The sequence below is a fragment of the Rheinheimera soli genome, from assembly GCF_031457405.1.
GTDB classification, from domain to species: domain Bacteria; phylum Pseudomonadota; class Gammaproteobacteria; order Enterobacterales; family Alteromonadaceae; genus Pararheinheimera; species Pararheinheimera soli_A.
Genome location: NZ_JAVDWR010000030.1, coordinates 1 through 16469, shown reverse-complemented (window position 1 = coordinate 16469; position 16469 = coordinate 1). Strand labels below are relative to the sequence as shown.

Annotated in this window: 12 protein-coding genes; 6 read left to right on the top strand and 6 right to left on the bottom strand. The window is 44.2% G+C overall.

Going from position 1 to position 16469, the window contains the following annotated elements; all coding sequences use genetic code 11:
• Positions 1 to 97: 97 nt before the first annotated feature.
• Entirely contained in the window at positions 98 to 277 is a 180-nt protein-coding gene (locus J2W69_RS20025; protein WP_310281903.1) for a DUF2496 domain-containing protein, read from the bottom strand.
• Complete coding sequence (locus tag J2W69_RS20020; RefSeq protein WP_008897699.1) at positions 264 to 533, bottom strand: late competence development ComFB family protein; 270 nt, start codon at positions 531 to 533, stop codon at positions 264 to 266. The genes J2W69_RS20025 and J2W69_RS20020 overlap by 14 nt, the downstream gene beginning before the upstream one ends.
• 162 nt (positions 534 to 695) lie before the next feature.
• Here J2W69_RS20020 and J2W69_RS20015 point away from each other — a divergent pair, with 162 nt between their 5' ends.
• The gene (locus J2W69_RS20015; protein ID WP_310281900.1) at positions 696 to 1799 is read left to right on the top strand and encodes a tryptophan 2,3-dioxygenase family protein; all 1104 of its coding nucleotides are present in this window, start codon (positions 696 to 698) and stop codon (positions 1797 to 1799) included.
• A 1-nt stretch (position 1800) separates the two neighbouring features.
• Here the strand turns inward: J2W69_RS20015 and J2W69_RS20010 are convergent, their stop codons facing one another.
• The 4 genes from J2W69_RS20010 to dinG are packed head-to-tail and all read right to left on the bottom strand — an operon-like array spanning position 1801 to position 6150.
• On the bottom strand, positions 1801 to 2760 hold the full coding sequence (locus tag J2W69_RS20010; RefSeq protein WP_310281898.1) for a histone deacetylase family protein: 960 nt from the start codon (positions 2758 to 2760) through the stop codon (positions 1801 to 1803).
• Entirely contained in the window at positions 2733 to 3323 is a 591-nt protein-coding gene (priC, locus tag J2W69_RS20005; RefSeq protein WP_310281896.1) for a primosomal replication protein PriC, read from the bottom strand. Before priC ends, J2W69_RS20010 begins: the two co-directional genes overlap by 28 nt.
• A complete protein-coding gene (locus tag J2W69_RS20000; protein WP_310281894.1) occupies positions 3320 to 4099 on the bottom strand; it encodes a sulfite exporter TauE/SafE family protein in 780 nt (259 codons plus the stop codon). The genes priC and J2W69_RS20000 overlap by 4 nt, the downstream gene beginning before the upstream one ends.
• A 2-nt stretch (positions 4100 to 4101) precedes the next feature.
• Entirely contained in the window at positions 4102 to 6150 is a 2049-nt protein-coding gene (gene dinG, locus J2W69_RS19995) for an ATP-dependent DNA helicase DinG (RefSeq protein ID WP_310281892.1), read from the bottom strand.
• 474 nt (positions 6151 to 6624) lie between these two features.
• On the opposite strand from dinG, the gene J2W69_RS19990 reads away from it, so the two are divergent.
• From J2W69_RS19990 to J2W69_RS19970, 5 genes are all read left to right on the top strand, one after another.
• Entirely contained in the window at positions 6625 to 9582 is a 2958-nt protein-coding gene (locus J2W69_RS19990) for a TonB-dependent receptor domain-containing protein (protein WP_310281890.1), read from the top strand.
• A gap of 570 nt (positions 9583 to 10152) precedes the next feature.
• Complete coding sequence (locus tag J2W69_RS19985; RefSeq protein ID WP_310281888.1) at positions 10153 to 12912, top strand: TonB-dependent receptor; 2760 nt, start codon at positions 10153 to 10155, stop codon at positions 12910 to 12912.
• A gap of 382 nt (positions 12913 to 13294) precedes the next feature.
• Positions 13295 to 15100 carry a tetratricopeptide repeat protein gene (locus J2W69_RS19980; protein ID WP_310281886.1) on the top strand — a complete coding sequence of 602 codons (1806 nt, stop codon included), beginning with the start codon at positions 13295 to 13297 and terminating at the stop codon, positions 15098 to 15100.
• Between the two features lie 21 nt (positions 15101 to 15121).
• Positions 15122 to 15865 (top strand): O-methyltransferase, encoded by a 744-nt coding sequence (locus J2W69_RS19975; protein WP_310281882.1) that lies wholly within the window; start codon positions 15122 to 15124, stop codon positions 15863 to 15865.
• Positions 15866 to 16017: 152 nt separating this feature from the next.
• Positions 16018 to 16341, top strand: coding sequence for an HvfA family oxazolone/thioamide-modified RiPP metallophore (locus J2W69_RS19970; protein WP_310281880.1), 324 nt, complete (start codon positions 16018 to 16020; stop codon positions 16339 to 16341).
• Positions 16342 to 16469: the final 128 nt, after the last annotated feature.

The window sequence follows — 16469 nt, the reverse complement described above, 5'->3', positions numbered from 1 at the left end:
ACAGCTGATCCAGTAATTGGTCTGTAATTGGCATTCTTTATCCCTTCCAAGGAGTTAGGTAGAATGCCACTTACACAGATTTTTTTACACTCTCTATTTAATCAGTCTCTGCCGGAGTTTTGGTTAATGTAGTGCGAAAATCACGCTGCACTATGTCAAGGGCCGCAAGCACAGTGTGGGCTGGCAAATCCTGTTGCTCCAGCAACAGGATCAGTTCTACAGCCAATTGCACCTCAAGTGGTGCTTCTGCTAAAGCAGGATGCTTAGTTTTTGTCACGTTGGGTGTCTAAAAAACCTTTGGCCTTGGCAACAGCTTCACGCACTTTCATGATCATTTCAAAACGTTCAGTCTGAGGCAGATAAAAGGCCATATCTACTTCATAGCGAATATACTTAGGCGGCAAAAGATTCAGTACTATGCAGCATAAGTCAGCCAAATATTCGGTGTCGTGCTCATCATCTAAACGTAACTCCACCAGATGGTCCAACAGAAGTTTTTCGTAATAATTATGGATATCGTCATCTAACTTCATCTGTTACTCCTTGTGTGGCTGAACTTTATGTTCTGGCCGCTTATGACTTCTGCCTAAGCATAATCAGTTCGAACATAAAACGCTACTGACTGCTGTGAACTTCAGGTTGTGCTGATAGAATACAGCGGTCAAAACAACAGGCTATGGCCTAAGATTAAAAAAATGCAAAAGAATACAACCCCTTGTTATTACGGTGACTACCTGCAACTGGACAAAATTTTAACAGCCCAGGCGCCTGAAAGTGCAAAGTATGCCAACGAAGCTCATGATGAAACCCTGTTTATTGTGGTGCATCAGGTGTACGAATTATGGTTTAAACAAGTGCTACATGAACTCAAAGCCGTGCTTGGCGTCTTTGCTGCAGATGAAGTGAAAGATCAGCAACTGACAGGGGTAGTGCATAAACTCAAGCGGGTTATTACCATTCAGCAACTGATGAACCAGCAAATTGGCGTGATGGAAACCATGACGCCTCAGGATTTTATGTCATTCCGAGACTACCTGGTACCTGCCTCTGGTTTTCAAAGCGTGCAGTTTAAAATGCTGGAAATTGGTCTGGGTTTAAAAAGCGAATACCGCATCGACTTTGATAAAAACTCTTTTTACAGCCGCTTAAATGAAAAAGACCGGAGCTTTTTAGAGGGGCTGGAAACTCAGCCCAGTTTATTTGAACAAGTGGAAAAATGGCTGGAACGTATGCCATTTTTGCAATTTGGTGATTTCAGTTTCTGGCAAATGTACCAAAGTGCAACAGAAAAAATGTTAAACGAAGATGAAAGCACAGTCTTGGCTATTGAACAAATTGCTGAACATGAACGCGAACTGCAGCTCAAAGAAATCGTCAACACCAGAGCTAAGTTTGCCGCTTTGCTGGACAAAGATAAGTACGCTGAACTGCAGCAGCAAGGTAGTTTCCGTTTAAGTCAACGTGCTATGCTGGCCGCTTTGTTTATCACTTTGTATCAGGAAGAGCCTGTATTTAACCTGCCATTTCAGGTACTCACTTGTCTGACTGAAATTGATGAAAACATGACTATCTGGCGCTACAAACATGCCATGATGGTGCAGCGTATGCTGGGGACTAAGATTGGTACTGGCGGATCTTCAGGCCATGACTATTTAAAACGCACTACAGAAAAAAACCGCATCTTTACCGATTTATTCCATATGGCCACTTTCCTGCTGCCAAAATCGGATTTGCCGGAATTACCTTTGGCGGTGCGTAAACAATTGGGTTTTTATTTCGCAGGTGCGCAGCAGATTTAAATTACCCGGGCAATGCATGAAACCAGCGGTTTGTATTTGGCAAGGACAAACCGCTGACTTTAAAGGCCGCATAAAACAGCTGCAGATGAATTTGAGTTAAAGCGGATAAATCACGCTGATAACCGCCGCCAATCACAGCAGCTACAGCTATTCCTCTTTTGTGACATTCATTGAACACATACCAGTCGCGCTCTGCTACTCCGGCAGTGCTGATATGTAAAAGCCCTAAATCATCCTGCTGATGAATGTCTATACCCGCGTCAAAAATCACCAAATCGGGCTGATGAATACGGAGTAAATAATCCAGACTTTGCTGCACTGCTGCCAGATATTCGTCATCGGTACAGGCTGTGGGCAAGCCTAAATCCCAGCTGGATTGTTGCTTGCGGGATGGGAAGTTCTTTTCGCCATGTAAAGAGGCGGTAATAATAGCGGGCTCATCAGCAAAAATAGCGGCAGTGCCGTCGCCCTGATGCACATCACAATCAAAAATCAGTACTTTGTCCACGCCCTGAGTTAAAGCATAACGGGCAGCTACTGCTAAATCATTAAATAAGCAAAAGCCACTGCCGTCAGCAGCAAAAGCGTGGTGATAACCGCCACTTAAATGCAAAGCTATGCCTTGCTGCAATGCAAGCTGAACCGTTTGCACTGTGCCTCCGACCGAAGTTAAAGAGCGGGTGACTAATTGTTCTGACCAGGGAAAACCTATACGACGCATGGCCTTGCTATCGAGCTGACCGGAAATGAGTTGCTTTGTATAAAAAGCCTCATGTACAGATAATAACTGCTCATTGCTGGCGATTTGAGATGAAGTGAACTGATCAATAGGCACACCCAACTCTAATAAGGCCTGATACAAAGCCTGATATTTACCTATGGGGTAACGGTGTTTAAAGGGCAGTTCCAGTTGGCTATAAATAGGGTGATAAATCAGCCCCGGCGGTTTTGTTCGGACCACTGAATTTCAACCTCTAATTCGCTTAAGGCTTTACGGCAACGGCCTAAACGGGCATGAATAGCCAGCACTCTGTCGGCGCTGGTGTCTGCTGAGCCACCTGATAACTGCCGCTGTTCCAGTTCGAGCATATCCAATAAACGTCTTTCAAAGCCCTGATATTCAGACAGTTGCTGATACAGCTCCTGAGTAGATCGGCGTAATTGCCCCACCATAGCCTGAGCTTGCTCTGATGCGTTAGGGGATGCCGGGCGTTTTTTGCCTTTACCAGGTAAATACCGTAAATCTTTGGTTTGAAAAGCCCGGCTTAACGCCTGAATTTGTGCGCTGAGTTTAGCCGCCAAAGCCTGAGCTGAGCTGGTGCGCTGCTCTGTGCTTGCTTTCAGACGTTTGAGCATAGCTTCGGCTTCCAGCACATAGTCGGTTAAAAAAGGCGAATGGGACTGAAACAAATCACTGTCAAACCAGGCTTTTTGTTGCCAGCTGCTTTGTTTACCGTCAATCACTTTGGCTTGTTGAGTCAGCTGTTTAAGTTGTTGCTCCAAAGCAGCCAGTAAGTCTTTCATCCATTGCTCCAGGCTTGCCATAACAAGCGGGCGGTAATAGCTAATACCATAGTTAAAAATATGGGTCTGATAAACTTACTGCCAAAACGAATGGCTGAACGGGCACCAAAATAAGAGCCGAGCATTAAACAAGCCCCCATTGCCAAACCCAATGCCCAATAAATATGACCAAGCCAGGCGAAAGTCACAAGCGCAAATACATTACTGACACCATTCATAGTGCGAGCTACACCGCTGGTCAACAGCAAGTTAATTTTATACAGTGCCATGGTCGACACCATCCAAAACGCGCCAGTACCAGGACCTGCCAGGCCATCATAAAAACCTAAGCTAAAACCCTGAGCGCGTTGCTGCCAGAAATGTTTAGGCGTCTGCTCTGGTAAAGTCAATTGATCGTCTGGCTGCATTTTTACCACCAGGCTATATAAAGCTGCGATGACGATAAAAAACGGAATAATACGTTCCAGCCATTCTTTGCTGATTAAATCCACCACTAAAGTGCCACAGATGGCGCCAATAGCTGTAAATATCAGCGCTGTGCGCCAAAATGCAGGATCAAAAAGTCTGCGTCTGTAATAAGTGACTGAAGCGGTAATGGAACCAAAAGTGGCAGCCAGTTTGTTGGTGCCTAATACCAGATGCGGCGGCAAACCGGCGGTTAACAACGCAGGTACAGTTAACAAACCTCCGCCACCTGCTACGGCATCAATAAAACCTGCCACCAAAGCGACAGCACATAAAGCGGCGATGACCCAAAGTTCTAAACCTAATTCCATTGTCAGTCTTCAATTGTTTGTGAAAAGGGAGGCAAAGCTTTTAGCATGGCCTTGCCGTAAGTCTTGGTCACTAAGCGTCTGTCTAAAATCACAATGCGGCCATGATCCATCTCCTGGCGCAGCAGTCTACCACAGGACTGCACCAGTTTTCGTGCTGTGGCTGGCACCGTCATTTGCAAAAATGGATTGCCGCCTCTTTTGGTAATGGCTTCAGATAAAGCTTCTTCTAAAGGAGAAGAAGGCACAGCAAAAGGTAATTTAGTGATCACCAGGTTGGTTAATAAAGCACCTGGTAAATCCAGACCTTCAGAAAAACTTTGAGTGCCGCATAAGATACTGCCTTCGCCTGCTTTTACTTTCATGGCGTGAAGTTCCAGCAAAGACTGACGGGAAGCTTCGCCTTGTGCTAAAAAGGACCAGCCTTTCGCCCGTAAAGCATCTACTACTTTTTGCATTTGCCAATACGAGGCGAACAGCAGCAGGTTACCGGCCTTTTTATCCAGATATTTTGGTAATTTATCGATCAATTCGTCAGTAAAGGCATCACTGCTTGGGTCGGTTTGCATGTTAGGCAACAACAAACAGGCTTTGTTCTGATAATCAAAAGGTGAATCGACTTTTAGTGTTTGTAAACCCGGGTGCTGAGCAAGCCCCAGCTCCTGTTTGATATAGTCAAAACTGTTCAGCGTGGTTAAAGTGGCGGAACAAAGCACAGTGGCAAAGGCCTGACTGAATAATAAGTCGTCCAGCAAAAAACTGACTGACAAAGGGCTGGCATAAGCGCTGCTGAGTTGATTATCTCTGTCCATAGTCACCCAACGTGCCTGGTTCACATGTTTTTGTTGTGGTACTGTATACAGCCGCCAGAGTTCAGACTGTTGTTCAAATCTGTGTTCTATCGCTGTAAGTTCAAATTGCAGAGGTAACACCAGCTTGGTGGCTACTTTGTGTTCTGTAGTAGCTTCAGATAAAAATTGTTGTAATTTTTCTACACAAGATAAAGCTTTACCACTCAATTCGGCCAGTTGATCGGCATGAGAAGCAAAAGTCTCCGGTAATACAGCGTCGGCAAAACGGTAATGGGGCTCTTTGGTAAACCAGTTATGCTGATTCAGTTCAATCTGATGCTGTACGGGTTTAAGCTGTTTTAAAAAGTCGCTTGCCAGCTCATCCAGTTTTAACACTTCGGTCATAGCGCCATGTTGCGGCAAAATGCCTGCTAACTGCTGGGTTGTTTTTTTCAGTTTTTCCAGATACTGCGCCGGGAAACTCAAAGGCGCATAAGCAGAAAAAAAATCACGGCCACTGTCCGGCAAATGATGGGCTTCATCTATCACATAAATACAATCCGCAGGTTCAGGCAATATTTGTGAGCCTGCATCTAAATCAGCCAATAACAACGCATGATTAACCACTAATACAGTGCTGCCTTCTATTTCAGCCCGGGCTAAATGAAAAGGGCAGTTGTGGTGAATTGAGTTCGCTTTGCTGCAATGCGCCGGGTCGGACGCTATCGCATACCAATGCTCATCTGCTATTGGCTCTTTTAAACTGTCTCTGTCACCCAGCCAGTGACGCTGCTGCCAGTGGGTCAGTAACTGCTGCAATAAAGCTGCTGGGGCAGTGCTCTGGAATAAAGGCAATAAATCAGGTTGTTGCAATTGCTGGCGGATTTTTTCGACGCAGGCGTAACGCTGCCGGCCTTTGACTAAACAGAATTCAAATTTAAGACCGCTGTGCTTTAGAAAAAAAGGTAGATCTTTTTGCACCAATTGTTCTTGCAAAGCCACTGTCGCTGTGGCTATCACCAGTGTTTTTTTCTGTTTCAATGCAAAAGGAATCGCAGCCATTAAATAAGCCAGAGATTTACCTGTACCAGTGCCTGCTTCGACTAATAAGGTTCTGTCATAACTGTGGTAACAGCCTGCCAGGGTATTGGCAATTTCAGCCACCATCTTATTTTGACCGGGGCGGGGCTGGTAATTCGTCAGATTGCTCTTCAGCTGCTGGTGAATTTCACGAATTTGGTTTTTTAAAGCATCAGTAAGCATTAAAACATCTGGATAAAAAAACAGGGGTTTATGATAAAACAGCGGTTCCCCCGACGCAATCACCATCTTGAGTCGCATTTGGTCGCATTTATGGCGCGTGCAGATGAAAAAAATTAAATTATCCTTTGTAATCTAAAGTTTACGCTTTGGAGCTGATTTTGTGGTGAAAAAGCATTGCGTGTGCAAAAAATGTACTCATTCGTGCTGGAATTAGGGCCGCTGCCTGCGAGACCTGGGACAAACCTAATTTAACGTAAGGGAATTCACTGTCAAAACAGACGGACTTCGGCAGCGTTGACAATCTTTAACTAAATTTGTTCCGTAAAAGCTGTTGACCATGTTGAAAAATTGCGTTTATTATCGGCTCGTTGTTTTCAGGCGTAGTCTGTTAACTCGTAAGTTCGGAGTCCCAATCGCCGTAAAGGTTGGTCATCGTAAAAATAGAATCACTAGATAGTGGTCCAGGGAGAATACATGTTTAAGAACAATAAGTTGTCTGTATCTGTGCAACTCGCTATTGCGTTAGGTGCATCATCTGCTGCTTTTATGAGCTCAACTGCTGTTGCTCAGGATGCTGGCGCTGATAAAGTTGAACGCATTGAAGTAACAGGTTCACGTATTAAAAGAACTGATTTAGAAAATGCTCAGCCAGTATTAATGATTTCTGCTGAAGATATAGCTCGTTCAGGCTTAACCTCAGTAGGCGACGTGTTGAAAGAAATTTCAACCAACGGTGCTTCTTTAGGTTTACAAACTAACAATGGTAACACCAACGGTGTGGTCCGTGTTGACCTACGTAACTGTGGCGCGAACCGTAGCTTAGTATTAGTAAATGGTCGTCGTTGGGTCACTGACGTGACTGGCGCTGTTGACTTATCCACAATTCCATTAGCGGCAATTAAGCAAATGGAAGTATTAAAAGATGGCGCATCGTCCATCTATGGTACTGACGCAATCTGTGGTGTTGTAAATATCATCACCAGTACCGATTTTGATGGCGCAGAAGTTAGTACTCAACAAAGTACTTATGATGAAGGCGACGGCAAACGTGAAACTTACACTATGACTGTCGGTTCGTCAGGTGAAAAAACTTCCGTAATGTTGAGCGCGACATACACCAAACAAGAAGAAGTTATGGGTGGTGATCGCGAGATCTCTTCCGTGCCAATCTTTGGTTTACCAGCAAACGTTTCGTCAGCTGGTGGCCGTGCTAGCCCAACGACACCATACGGTCAGTTTACTGCAACTAAAGATGGCGTCCGTGGTTCTTACACTCTGGATCAAACAAAAACAGGTTGTTTGCCAAACCAAGTTTGTAACAACTTAGCTGATTTCAAACTGTACAATGGCAACACAGACGGTTATAACTTTGCTCCTGTGAACTACCTATTGCAGCCAAACGAAACACGTTCACTGTACCTGCAGGCGTCACACGCTCTAACAGACAGCACTACTTTTAAAACAGAGATGCTGTATAACAAACGAACTTCAGAAGCTCAGTTAGCTGCACAGCCTATGGGCGGTGCTCCTATGGCTATTTCTGCCAATAACGTATACAACCCGTTTAAAGAAAACATCACTGGTGCTTCATTCCGTCCAACGAATGCTGCACGTTCTTATGCTGCTAGCAACACGACATGGCGTTTTGGTTCAAGCCTTGAAGGTGATTTTGAAGCTCTTGACCGTACGTTTAACTGGGATGTAGGTGCCACTTTCTCTGATAACGAGCTGGTGCAGATTAAAAATGGCTTTTTTAACTCAAGCCGTGTAACTACAGCTTTAGGCCCATCATTTATTGATGCCAATGGCGTAGCTCGTTGTGGTACTTTAGCATCACCAATCACTGCGAATGGTTGTACTCCACTGAACCTGTTTGGTGGACCAAATGGTATAACTCAGGACATGTTGAACTACATCACAGTGTCCCCACGTAACGTTGAACAGTCCACTATGCATGACTACACTGCCAACATCGGTACTGACCTGTTCGAATTACCTGCTGGTATGGTATCTGCGGTTGTTGGTGCTGAAGTGCGTCGTGAAAAAGGTTTCACAAGCCCGGATCCGTTAACTGTTGCTGGTCAGGTACTGAACGATAATGCTGCTGTGCCAACTCGTGGTGGTTACAGTCTAAAAGAGTACTACGGTGAAACAATAATCCCATTGTTATCTGATGCTCCTTTAGCACATAGCTTAGAATTGTCTTTATCTACCCGTTTGTCTGAATATTCAAACTTTGGTAACACGACAAACTCAAGTTATAAACTGTCGTACCGTCCAATCGAAGAGTTACTGATCCGTGCCAGCTACGGTGAAGGTTTCCGTGCTCCTTCTATTTCTGAGTTGTATCAGGGACAGAACGATTCTCGCCCAGCAGCAACAGATCCATGTAGCATCAACTCTACGTCTTATATCAGCAATGCTGACGTAAGAGCTCGTTGTGCTGCTGCTGGTGTATCTCCGACATTTGTACAGAAAGATCCTCAGTTCCGCGCTCGTATTGGTGGTAACGAAAATGTAAAACCTGAAGAGGCTATCACTAAAGTTGTTGGTTTTGTCTATAGCCCACACTTTGTTGAAAACTTAGGTATCAGTGTTGACTGGTTTAACATTGAAATCGAAAACTTTATAGGTACTCGTACTGCTCAAAGTATTGCTAACGGTTGTTATGTAACAGGTCTGCAGTCATACTGTAATCAAATTACCCGTGATTTCACTGGTAACATGAATGGTAATCCAGGTGAAATTTCTGACCTGTTAGCTTTAACTCAAAATTTTGTGGGTGGTTTAGAGCGTGAGGGCGTTGATATCAACGTAGATTACCGTTTTAACACCGAAGTAGGTACTTTCCGTGCTAACTGGGATACAGCAATTATGCTGTACGAAGGCGACTTAGGTCAGCCAGAACGTGGTGAGTTAAATGCTGATGGTGATATTTCAAACGGTAACTTAGTTGGTATTACACTGGCTGGTGCTTCAGGTGGTGGGTCTCGCACTAAAATGAAGTCTAACTTGACTCTTTCCTGGAACTTGGATGAGTGGTCAGCTTCTGTTACTGCTCAGTACCTTGGCAAACAGACGGAAGACTGTCGTGGTATTATCACTGCAGCTAATGGTTTGAATCAGCCTCAGTTACGTAATCTGTGTTCTAACCCTGATGCCACACGTACAGAGTACGCATTCAAGCCGGGTACCACTGAGGTGGTTGCTACACCAAACAGTCCTTATGCTACTAACGAGCTGAAAGCGACAGTTTACATTGACGCTCAGGCAGGCTGGGTAGCTCCTTGGAATACCCAGTTCACTGTAGGTATCCGTAACCTGTTTGATAAAGAGCCGCCACTGGCATTCGCTGCTTTTGCTAACACGTATGAACCTGCATACCGTATCCCTGGTCGTGTAATGTATTTAGGTGCATCACATAAATTCTAAATTGCATTGTTAATTTGGATTTTTGGGTCAATGAATAAAGAAACCAGTCAGTTTTACTGACTGGTTTCTTATTTATGCACTATCCGTTTTGTCGTAAAGTGCTATTTTTCCAACATTTGTCTTTAAGTCGCTGGGTGTCAACTAATATTTACTCTTTCTGACTACGATTATTAATTTTTTCGTGCTTTCCCGATCTTTTGTCGCTGCTCATGTTTTAACGGTACAGTACTTCCCTGATTTGCAAATAAATAAGCCTTTGTTCTTGTTAAACAAAGGCTTAAATGATGTTTTTTTATGTTTTTAAGCTGTGCTTCAAGTGTTTTCAGAGATGGTTTCTCCCTACTCGCAAGGCAAACTAATCACCAAAACTGTAAAAAATGTGTCCAAACGACAACAGTTTTAACAATTTGTTCCGTGAAAGCTGTTGACCATGTTGAAAAATTGCGTTTATTATCGGGTCGTTGTTTTCGGAGTCTGCTCTGATTACTTTAAGTTCGGAGTTCCAATCGCCGTAAAGGTTGGTCATCGTAAAAATATAGAATCACTAAATAGTGGTCCAGGGAGAAAAACATGTTTACAAATAATAAATTGTCAAAAGCGGTTCAGTTAGCCATCGCTTTTGGTGCTGTGTCTGCAACTGCATTTACAGCTTCAGTTACAGCTCAAGAAGATGCTACAGCTGACAAAGTTGAACGTATAGAAATTACTGGTTCTCGTATTAAACGTACCGACTTAGAATCAGCAAGCCCAATCACAGTATTTACTTCTGCTGACATTGAAGCGTCTGGCCATCCAACGCTTGAAAAGTTCGTCCAGTCTTTACCAGCCGTAAACGGCGCAGCCCAGGGTTCTAATGTAAACAACGGCAGTAACGGTAGCGCTACTGTTTCATTACGTGGTTTAGGCGCTGGTCGTACTCTGATTCTCGTAAACGGTCGTCGTACTGCTTTTGGCGATTTGAACTCAATCCCAACATCATTTGTTGAGCGTGTAGAAGTTCTGCGTGACGGTGCTTCCACTATTTACGGTTCTGACGCTATCGCAGGTGTAGTGAACTTCATCACTAAAACTAACTTCGAAGGTACTGAAGTTAGCGCTCAATACGATTTAACAGGTGAAGGCGACGGCGAAACTACAAAATTAGCTGTAACCACAGGTGCATCAAGCGACAAAGGTAACGTCGTATTGTCATTAGAGTACACTAACCGTAACTCAATTTGGCAAGGTGACCGTGACTTCTCAAAATGCCCACTGACAGATAATGGTCAAGGCGGAACAGAATGTTTCGGTTCAGGTACTGGTGCTGATGGTACTTTCTCTTCTTCTGCTGCCGGTTACCCAGGTAGCTGGATTGTAGATCCTGTAACAGGTCAAAACCGTCGACTGACCAACGCTGACGCATTTAACTATGCAGCGGTAAGTTACATGGTTACACCACAGGAAATATTCAGCATCAACGGTGCTGGCCGTTACGAATTGTCTGGCAACACCAGTATCTTCACTGAAGCTGGTTTTACTAACCGTCAGTCTGACCAGTTAATGGGTGCTGAAGGTACATTCTGGGGACAAGTTGTTCCTGCAAATCACCCGGACAACCCGACTCGTTTTGCTCCGGATGGCACCCCTCAAGCGCCAATCAACGTAAACGTTAACCGTCGTTTATTTGAGACCGGTGGCCGTGCTTTCACTCAGGATTTCTCTGACTACCGTATGGTTGTTGGTTTAGAAGGTAGCCTGGAAAACGACTGGTCTTGGGATGTATCATATAACTACGCTCGTTTTGTTGACGCCCGTATCGATTACGGCCGTGCCAACCCTAAACGTTTTAATACATTAACAAGCCCAACTGCTTGTGCTGCTGACGCTGCATGCCCAGGTTTATGGAACCCGTTCAAAGCAGGTACTTTAACGCCGGAAATGATCGCTTACGCTTTCCTGCCTAACTCTCCTGTTGTTCGTGGTACGACCAAACAGCTCCAGGCTAACTTATCTGGTGATTTCGGCGATTTTGGACTACCAGCAGGCCCTATGGCTTGGGCTACTGGTGTTGAAAAACGTTGGGAAGACTATATGAATCAACCTGACGGCGCTGCAATTCTTGGCGAAATCTTTGGTGTAGTGGGCGAAAAAACTGAAGGTGCTTACAACCTGAACGAAGCTTATGTTGAGATTAGTGCTCCTTTATTGGCCGACCTGCCAATGGTTGAACGCCTGAATTTATCCGCAGCTATACGTCGTTCAGACTATGACTTCCTGGAAGCTACGTCGAACACTAAAATTGGTTTAGAGTGGACACCTTTTGACGGTTTATTAATCCGTGCTACTAAAGCAGACGGTTTCCGTGCTCCTGGCATAACTGAATTGTTTGCTCCACAAGCTGAATCTAACCTGTCTTACAACGAACCTTGTACACGTTATGCAACTGGTACTCAGTCAGCTACTGTAAAAGCTAACTGTGCTGCTGAAGGTTTACCAGGCGATTTCGCTCTGACCTCTAACCAGTCAAGTTCTTTAACTGGCGGTAACCCGGATTTGGAACCTGAAGAATCTGAAAGCTTCACAATGGGTTTTGTGTATACACCATTTGATAATTTCAGCTTTGCTTTAGATTATTTCGACATCGAAATTAATAACGGTATCGGAACTGCAGGTACAAATAACATCGTTAACGCTTGTTATGAAAGTCCAAACTTCTCAAGCCCATTATGTGCTTTAGTTGCAGGTCCTTCAGTACTGCCTACACCACGAGCTCCACACGGTTCATCACCACGTCGTGATGTTTTAGGTGCAATCTCTGGTGTTATGGTTACTAATGCTAACTTATCTACATTCAACACCTCTGGTGTGGATTTTGATACGTCATACAGCTTCGATGTGGCTACTGGCCGGGTGAAACTGCGTGTTGACGGTACCTACCTGGATTCATATCAGTACACGCCATTTGCTGGCGAGGATTCTGTTGAATATGCAGGCAAGTTTGCAGAAGACCAATGGGAAGTTCAGTTAGGTGCGTTCGCGAAATGGCGTACTAACTTCACTGCTTCTTATGCTACAGATGCATGGCAGTTAAGCTACACAGCCCGTTACATGTCTGCTACTGAAGATCTGTTTGCTGACCCGGATAACCTGAGCAATACAGCAAACGCAATTATTTACCAGGACCTTCAGGGTAGCTACTTTTTGGACAATTACACCTTCAGCTTAGGTGTTCGTAACATGTTTGACAAAAAGCCGCCATACACTACCAACAATCAGGATATGAACACTATTAACAGTTCATACGATACTGCTGGTCAGTACTGGTATGCTCGTGTTAACGCGAAGTTCTAATTTATACTGAGTGAAAAAAAACCAGCCGAAAGGCTGGTTTTTTATTTTCGGCCCTAAACCACCTACTTCAGTAGGTGGTTATCATCCAAAAGGCTTTGCCTGAACATCTGTTTTTCCGGTTGCTCATGTACTCTATAGAAACAGGATTTGGCACCAAGAACTGATTTGTAGTCTCAATAAAAAAGTAGCGGTCTAAGGCGTTGCTAAGTCACTCGACAAAGGCCCCTTCGAGGGGCTTAACACAAAGCCACCTTCTTCAGAAGGTGGATTCTTTACATTTTCCCTATTTTTCCGTTGCTTTGCTGAATAATTGATCTGCCGTAATACTTCATTTTGTGTTAAAACCTAAACTGATATCACATTCTTTTTATAGTTACTAATTATGTTTCCCACTGATCCAAAATCACTAATGCAAAAAGCCTTGATGTTTTACCAGACTCAGCAATTTGAGCAGGCGCTCTTGTTGTTCCAGCCTTTAAGTCAGAATTTTCCAAAGACTGCACAGGTCTGGCATTTAAAAGCCCTGACAGAACGCAAACTTGATAAAACCACAGCTTCGCTTCACTCTTTTGAAACGGCGTTAGCTTTAGATCCTTCGAATCACGAAGTGATGAATAACTTTGCTAATTTGCTTAAACAGCTTGGTGAGTGGTCAAGAGCGTTGCAATTGTTACAGCGGAGTATTCAGCTGCAACCTGGTTATTTTGATGCACACTACAATGCAGGTTTGTTGCTATTGCAACAACTCAGGCCGCAGGATGCTTTACCTTTTTTGGGGAGGTCGGTCTTATTGAGACCGGACCACGCCGATGCCTTGCTGGCAAAAGTTCGTGCTATGGAGAAACTAGGGCAACATGACCACGCAGTGATTGTGCTAAAAGACTTTTTGCAGGAACAACCCGCTAAACCACAACTCTGGTTGATGTTAGTACTGTTATTAAGGCAACAAGGTAATTACTCAGCAGCTTTGCAAAACGCAACACTGGCGCTGCACCATAATCCACAGCAGCGCTTGTTAGAAACTGAATATGCAACTCTGTTGTTTTTGTCTGGTGACACTATGACAGCTCAAATCAAACTGCAAAAATTGTTGTCCGACTCCCCGACTGATCTGAAACTTTTACATTTGCTGAGCGATATTTGCTGGTTGTCGAATGAAGCAGATCCTTTTTCGTGTTATCGCCTGGCTATGGAACAGGCGCCGGCTGAAACTAAACTATACAATGCTTATATTCAAAAACTTATTAAAGCCGGACAGTTAGACGAAGCTGAAGAGGTCACAGATAGCTACCTGGAATTACACAACCACAGCCATGCCCTGCTGTTTAAAGGATTTTTGCGCCGGCAAGCAAACGATCTGCCGTCAGCATTAAGTGCGCTAACACAAGTCAAAGACAAACAGCCCCCTAGCGCGGAGTTACGCAATGAGTTAGCACTCTGTTATCTGAGCCTGCAGAACTATTCAGAGGCCATTGCTATTTATCAAAGTATGGTGAGGGACTACCCTGCCGATCAGGCATGGTATGCCCATTTAGCTTCTGCTTATAAGTTGGCGGGCCAGGATCGGGCCTATAGGCAATTGTATGATTTTGACCGTTTTATTCAAATTCGCCCTATTAGCCTGCCATTCGGCTTCACATCTGTTGCGCAGTTTAATCAGCAATTACTGCAATTGGTGGTCCAGCTCCATCACAATAGCTGTCATCCGTTAGAGCAGTCGCTAAGGCATGGCACCCAGACGGAAGACCACCTGTTTTTACGTCAGGAACCGCTGATTCAGCTATTAAAGCAACACATTACTGAGCAGGTCAGGTTGTATATAGAGTCCTTGCCTGAAGACAATGGCCACCCATTTTTATGCCGTAAGGCGAAAGATTTTTTATACACTGGAGCCTGGTCTGTTCGGTTGAATAACAGCGGTTTTCACAAGAACCACTACCATAGTGAAGGCTGGATCAGCGGTTGTTATTACATTGATGTGCCCGACAGAGTTGAGCAACAAGGCCAGGGGTGGATTAAGTTTGGGCAGGCTGAGTTTCATCAGGCCCTGATGATGGAGCCCGATTTTTTAATCAAACCAGATGCTGGGGTTGTGGTATTGTTCCCATCAATGATGTGGCACGGCACCCAACCTTTTTCTGGCAGCCAGTACAGGGTAACGGTGGCGTTTGACCTGATACCACAATGATAAAAATAGGAGAACTATAAAATGTTTTGGGGAAAATTCAGCGAAGAACAATCGACAGACAACAAATTAAAATCTCATGCAGAAGCTATTGAAATGCCAAAAGGCGAAATGTACCTTGCTTCCTGCCTGAATATTTTACGTAACCTGTATGGGTATGTTTTTTCTGTGGAGAAAGGTGTTGCGGTTGATATAAGTGGCGGCTATCTGCCGTTGTATACTTATCCGACCATTGAGTACCTGACTCAGTTTGATTACCGGGATAAGAGAATTTTTGAATTTGGGGCTGGAGCTTCAACATTTTTTTGGATGGAAAGGGCCGGGCAGGTTGTCAGTGTTGAAAATAACCAGGACTGGTACTCCAAACTTAAAATGCAGGTTAAATCCAATGTAAACTTAATTTTCGCTCAAAATCAGCATTTCCCGGCGGCGATCAGCAGTCAAGAAGGATTATTTGATGTGATTGTTGTTGATGGTTTTGGGTATCGCTATGATTCTGCAGTTCAGGCTTTAAATAAACTGGCTCCTGGTGGGGTTATTGTATTGGATAATGCCGATTGGCATCCGAATACTGCTGCATTGCTGAAATCAGCCGGGTTGCTGCAAGTTGATATGAGTGGTTTTAAACCTTGTGAATCTCATACTTCAACAACTTCAATTTTTTTCCGGCGAGATTTTGATTTCAAAACTCTGGAGCAACGCCAGCCTGTTTATGCCAAAGGCGCGAAGTGGATCCATTCAGCTGAATGGGATAAAACTATGTTGTAACCAGCTGCTGTTTTTATCCGTCAGTTTTGATCTTGATATTATGTTTTTGCTGAATGTGACGAATGACGAAATTTTTTGTGTGTAGTACAGGTCTACTGAACGCAACTTATTGCAACTTAACGCAACTTAACGCAACTACAAGGAACATTGATATGAAATCGAATAAAACTACTGCTGTTGCCGTCAGCGCTTTAGTACTGGGTTCTTTATCCACTTTGAGTTTAACTGCTAATGCGAATCCGTTTTCAGCTGAACAGTTGAATGCCGGTTACCAGTTAGCCTCAGCAGAAGCCTCTTGTGGTGCTGACAAAGCCAAAGCCAAAGATAAAGAAGCCAAATGTGGTGAAGACAAAGCCAAAGATAAAGAAGCCAAATGTGGTGAAGGCAAATGTGGTGGCGATAAAAAAGACGGTAAAGACAAAGAAAAAACCAAAGAAGCTAAATGTGGTGAAGGCAAGTGCGGTGGCGCTGTATAACACCGATGAATGTCAGCCTGCCAGTGCAGGCTGACGAGTATGTAAAATTTTCTGTGTAAGTGGCTGTTTATCATAGTGATACACGATCACCGTACATGATGATGAACTGATTCATCGCCGGTTTCCAG

Bases quoted from the DNA above. Each gene is read 5' to 3' on its own strand.
- J2W69_RS20020 (WP_008897699.1), bottom strand. From the start codon at position 533: ATGAAGTTAGATGACGATATCCATAATTATTACGAAAAACTTCTGTTG.
- J2W69_RS20015 (WP_310281900.1), top strand. From the start codon at position 696: ATGCAAAAGAATACAACCCCTTGTTATTACGGTGACTACCTGCAACTG.
- priC (WP_310281896.1), bottom strand. From the start codon at position 3,323: ATGAAAGACTTACTGGCTGCTTTGGAGCAACAACTTAAACAGCTGACT.
- J2W69_RS20000 (WP_310281894.1), bottom strand. From the start codon at position 4,099: ATGGAATTAGGTTTAGAACTTTGGGTCATCGCCGCTTTATGTGCTGTC.
- dinG (WP_310281892.1), bottom strand. From the start codon at position 6,150: ATGCTTACTGATGCTTTAAAAAACCAAATTCGTGAAATTCACCAGCAG.
- J2W69_RS19990 (WP_310281890.1), top strand. From the start codon at position 6,625: ATGTTTAAGAACAATAAGTTGTCTGTATCTGTGCAACTCGCTATTGCG.
- J2W69_RS19985 (WP_310281888.1), top strand. From the start codon at position 10,153: ATGTTTACAAATAATAAATTGTCAAAAGCGGTTCAGTTAGCCATCGCT.
- J2W69_RS19980 (WP_310281886.1), top strand. From the start codon at position 13,295: ATGTTTCCCACTGATCCAAAATCACTAATGCAAAAAGCCTTGATGTTT.
- J2W69_RS19975 (WP_310281882.1), top strand. From the start codon at position 15,122: ATGTTTTGGGGAAAATTCAGCGAAGAACAATCGACAGACAACAAATTA.
- J2W69_RS19970 (WP_310281880.1), top strand. From the start codon at position 16,018: ATGAAATCGAATAAAACTACTGCTGTTGCCGTCAGCGCTTTAGTACTG.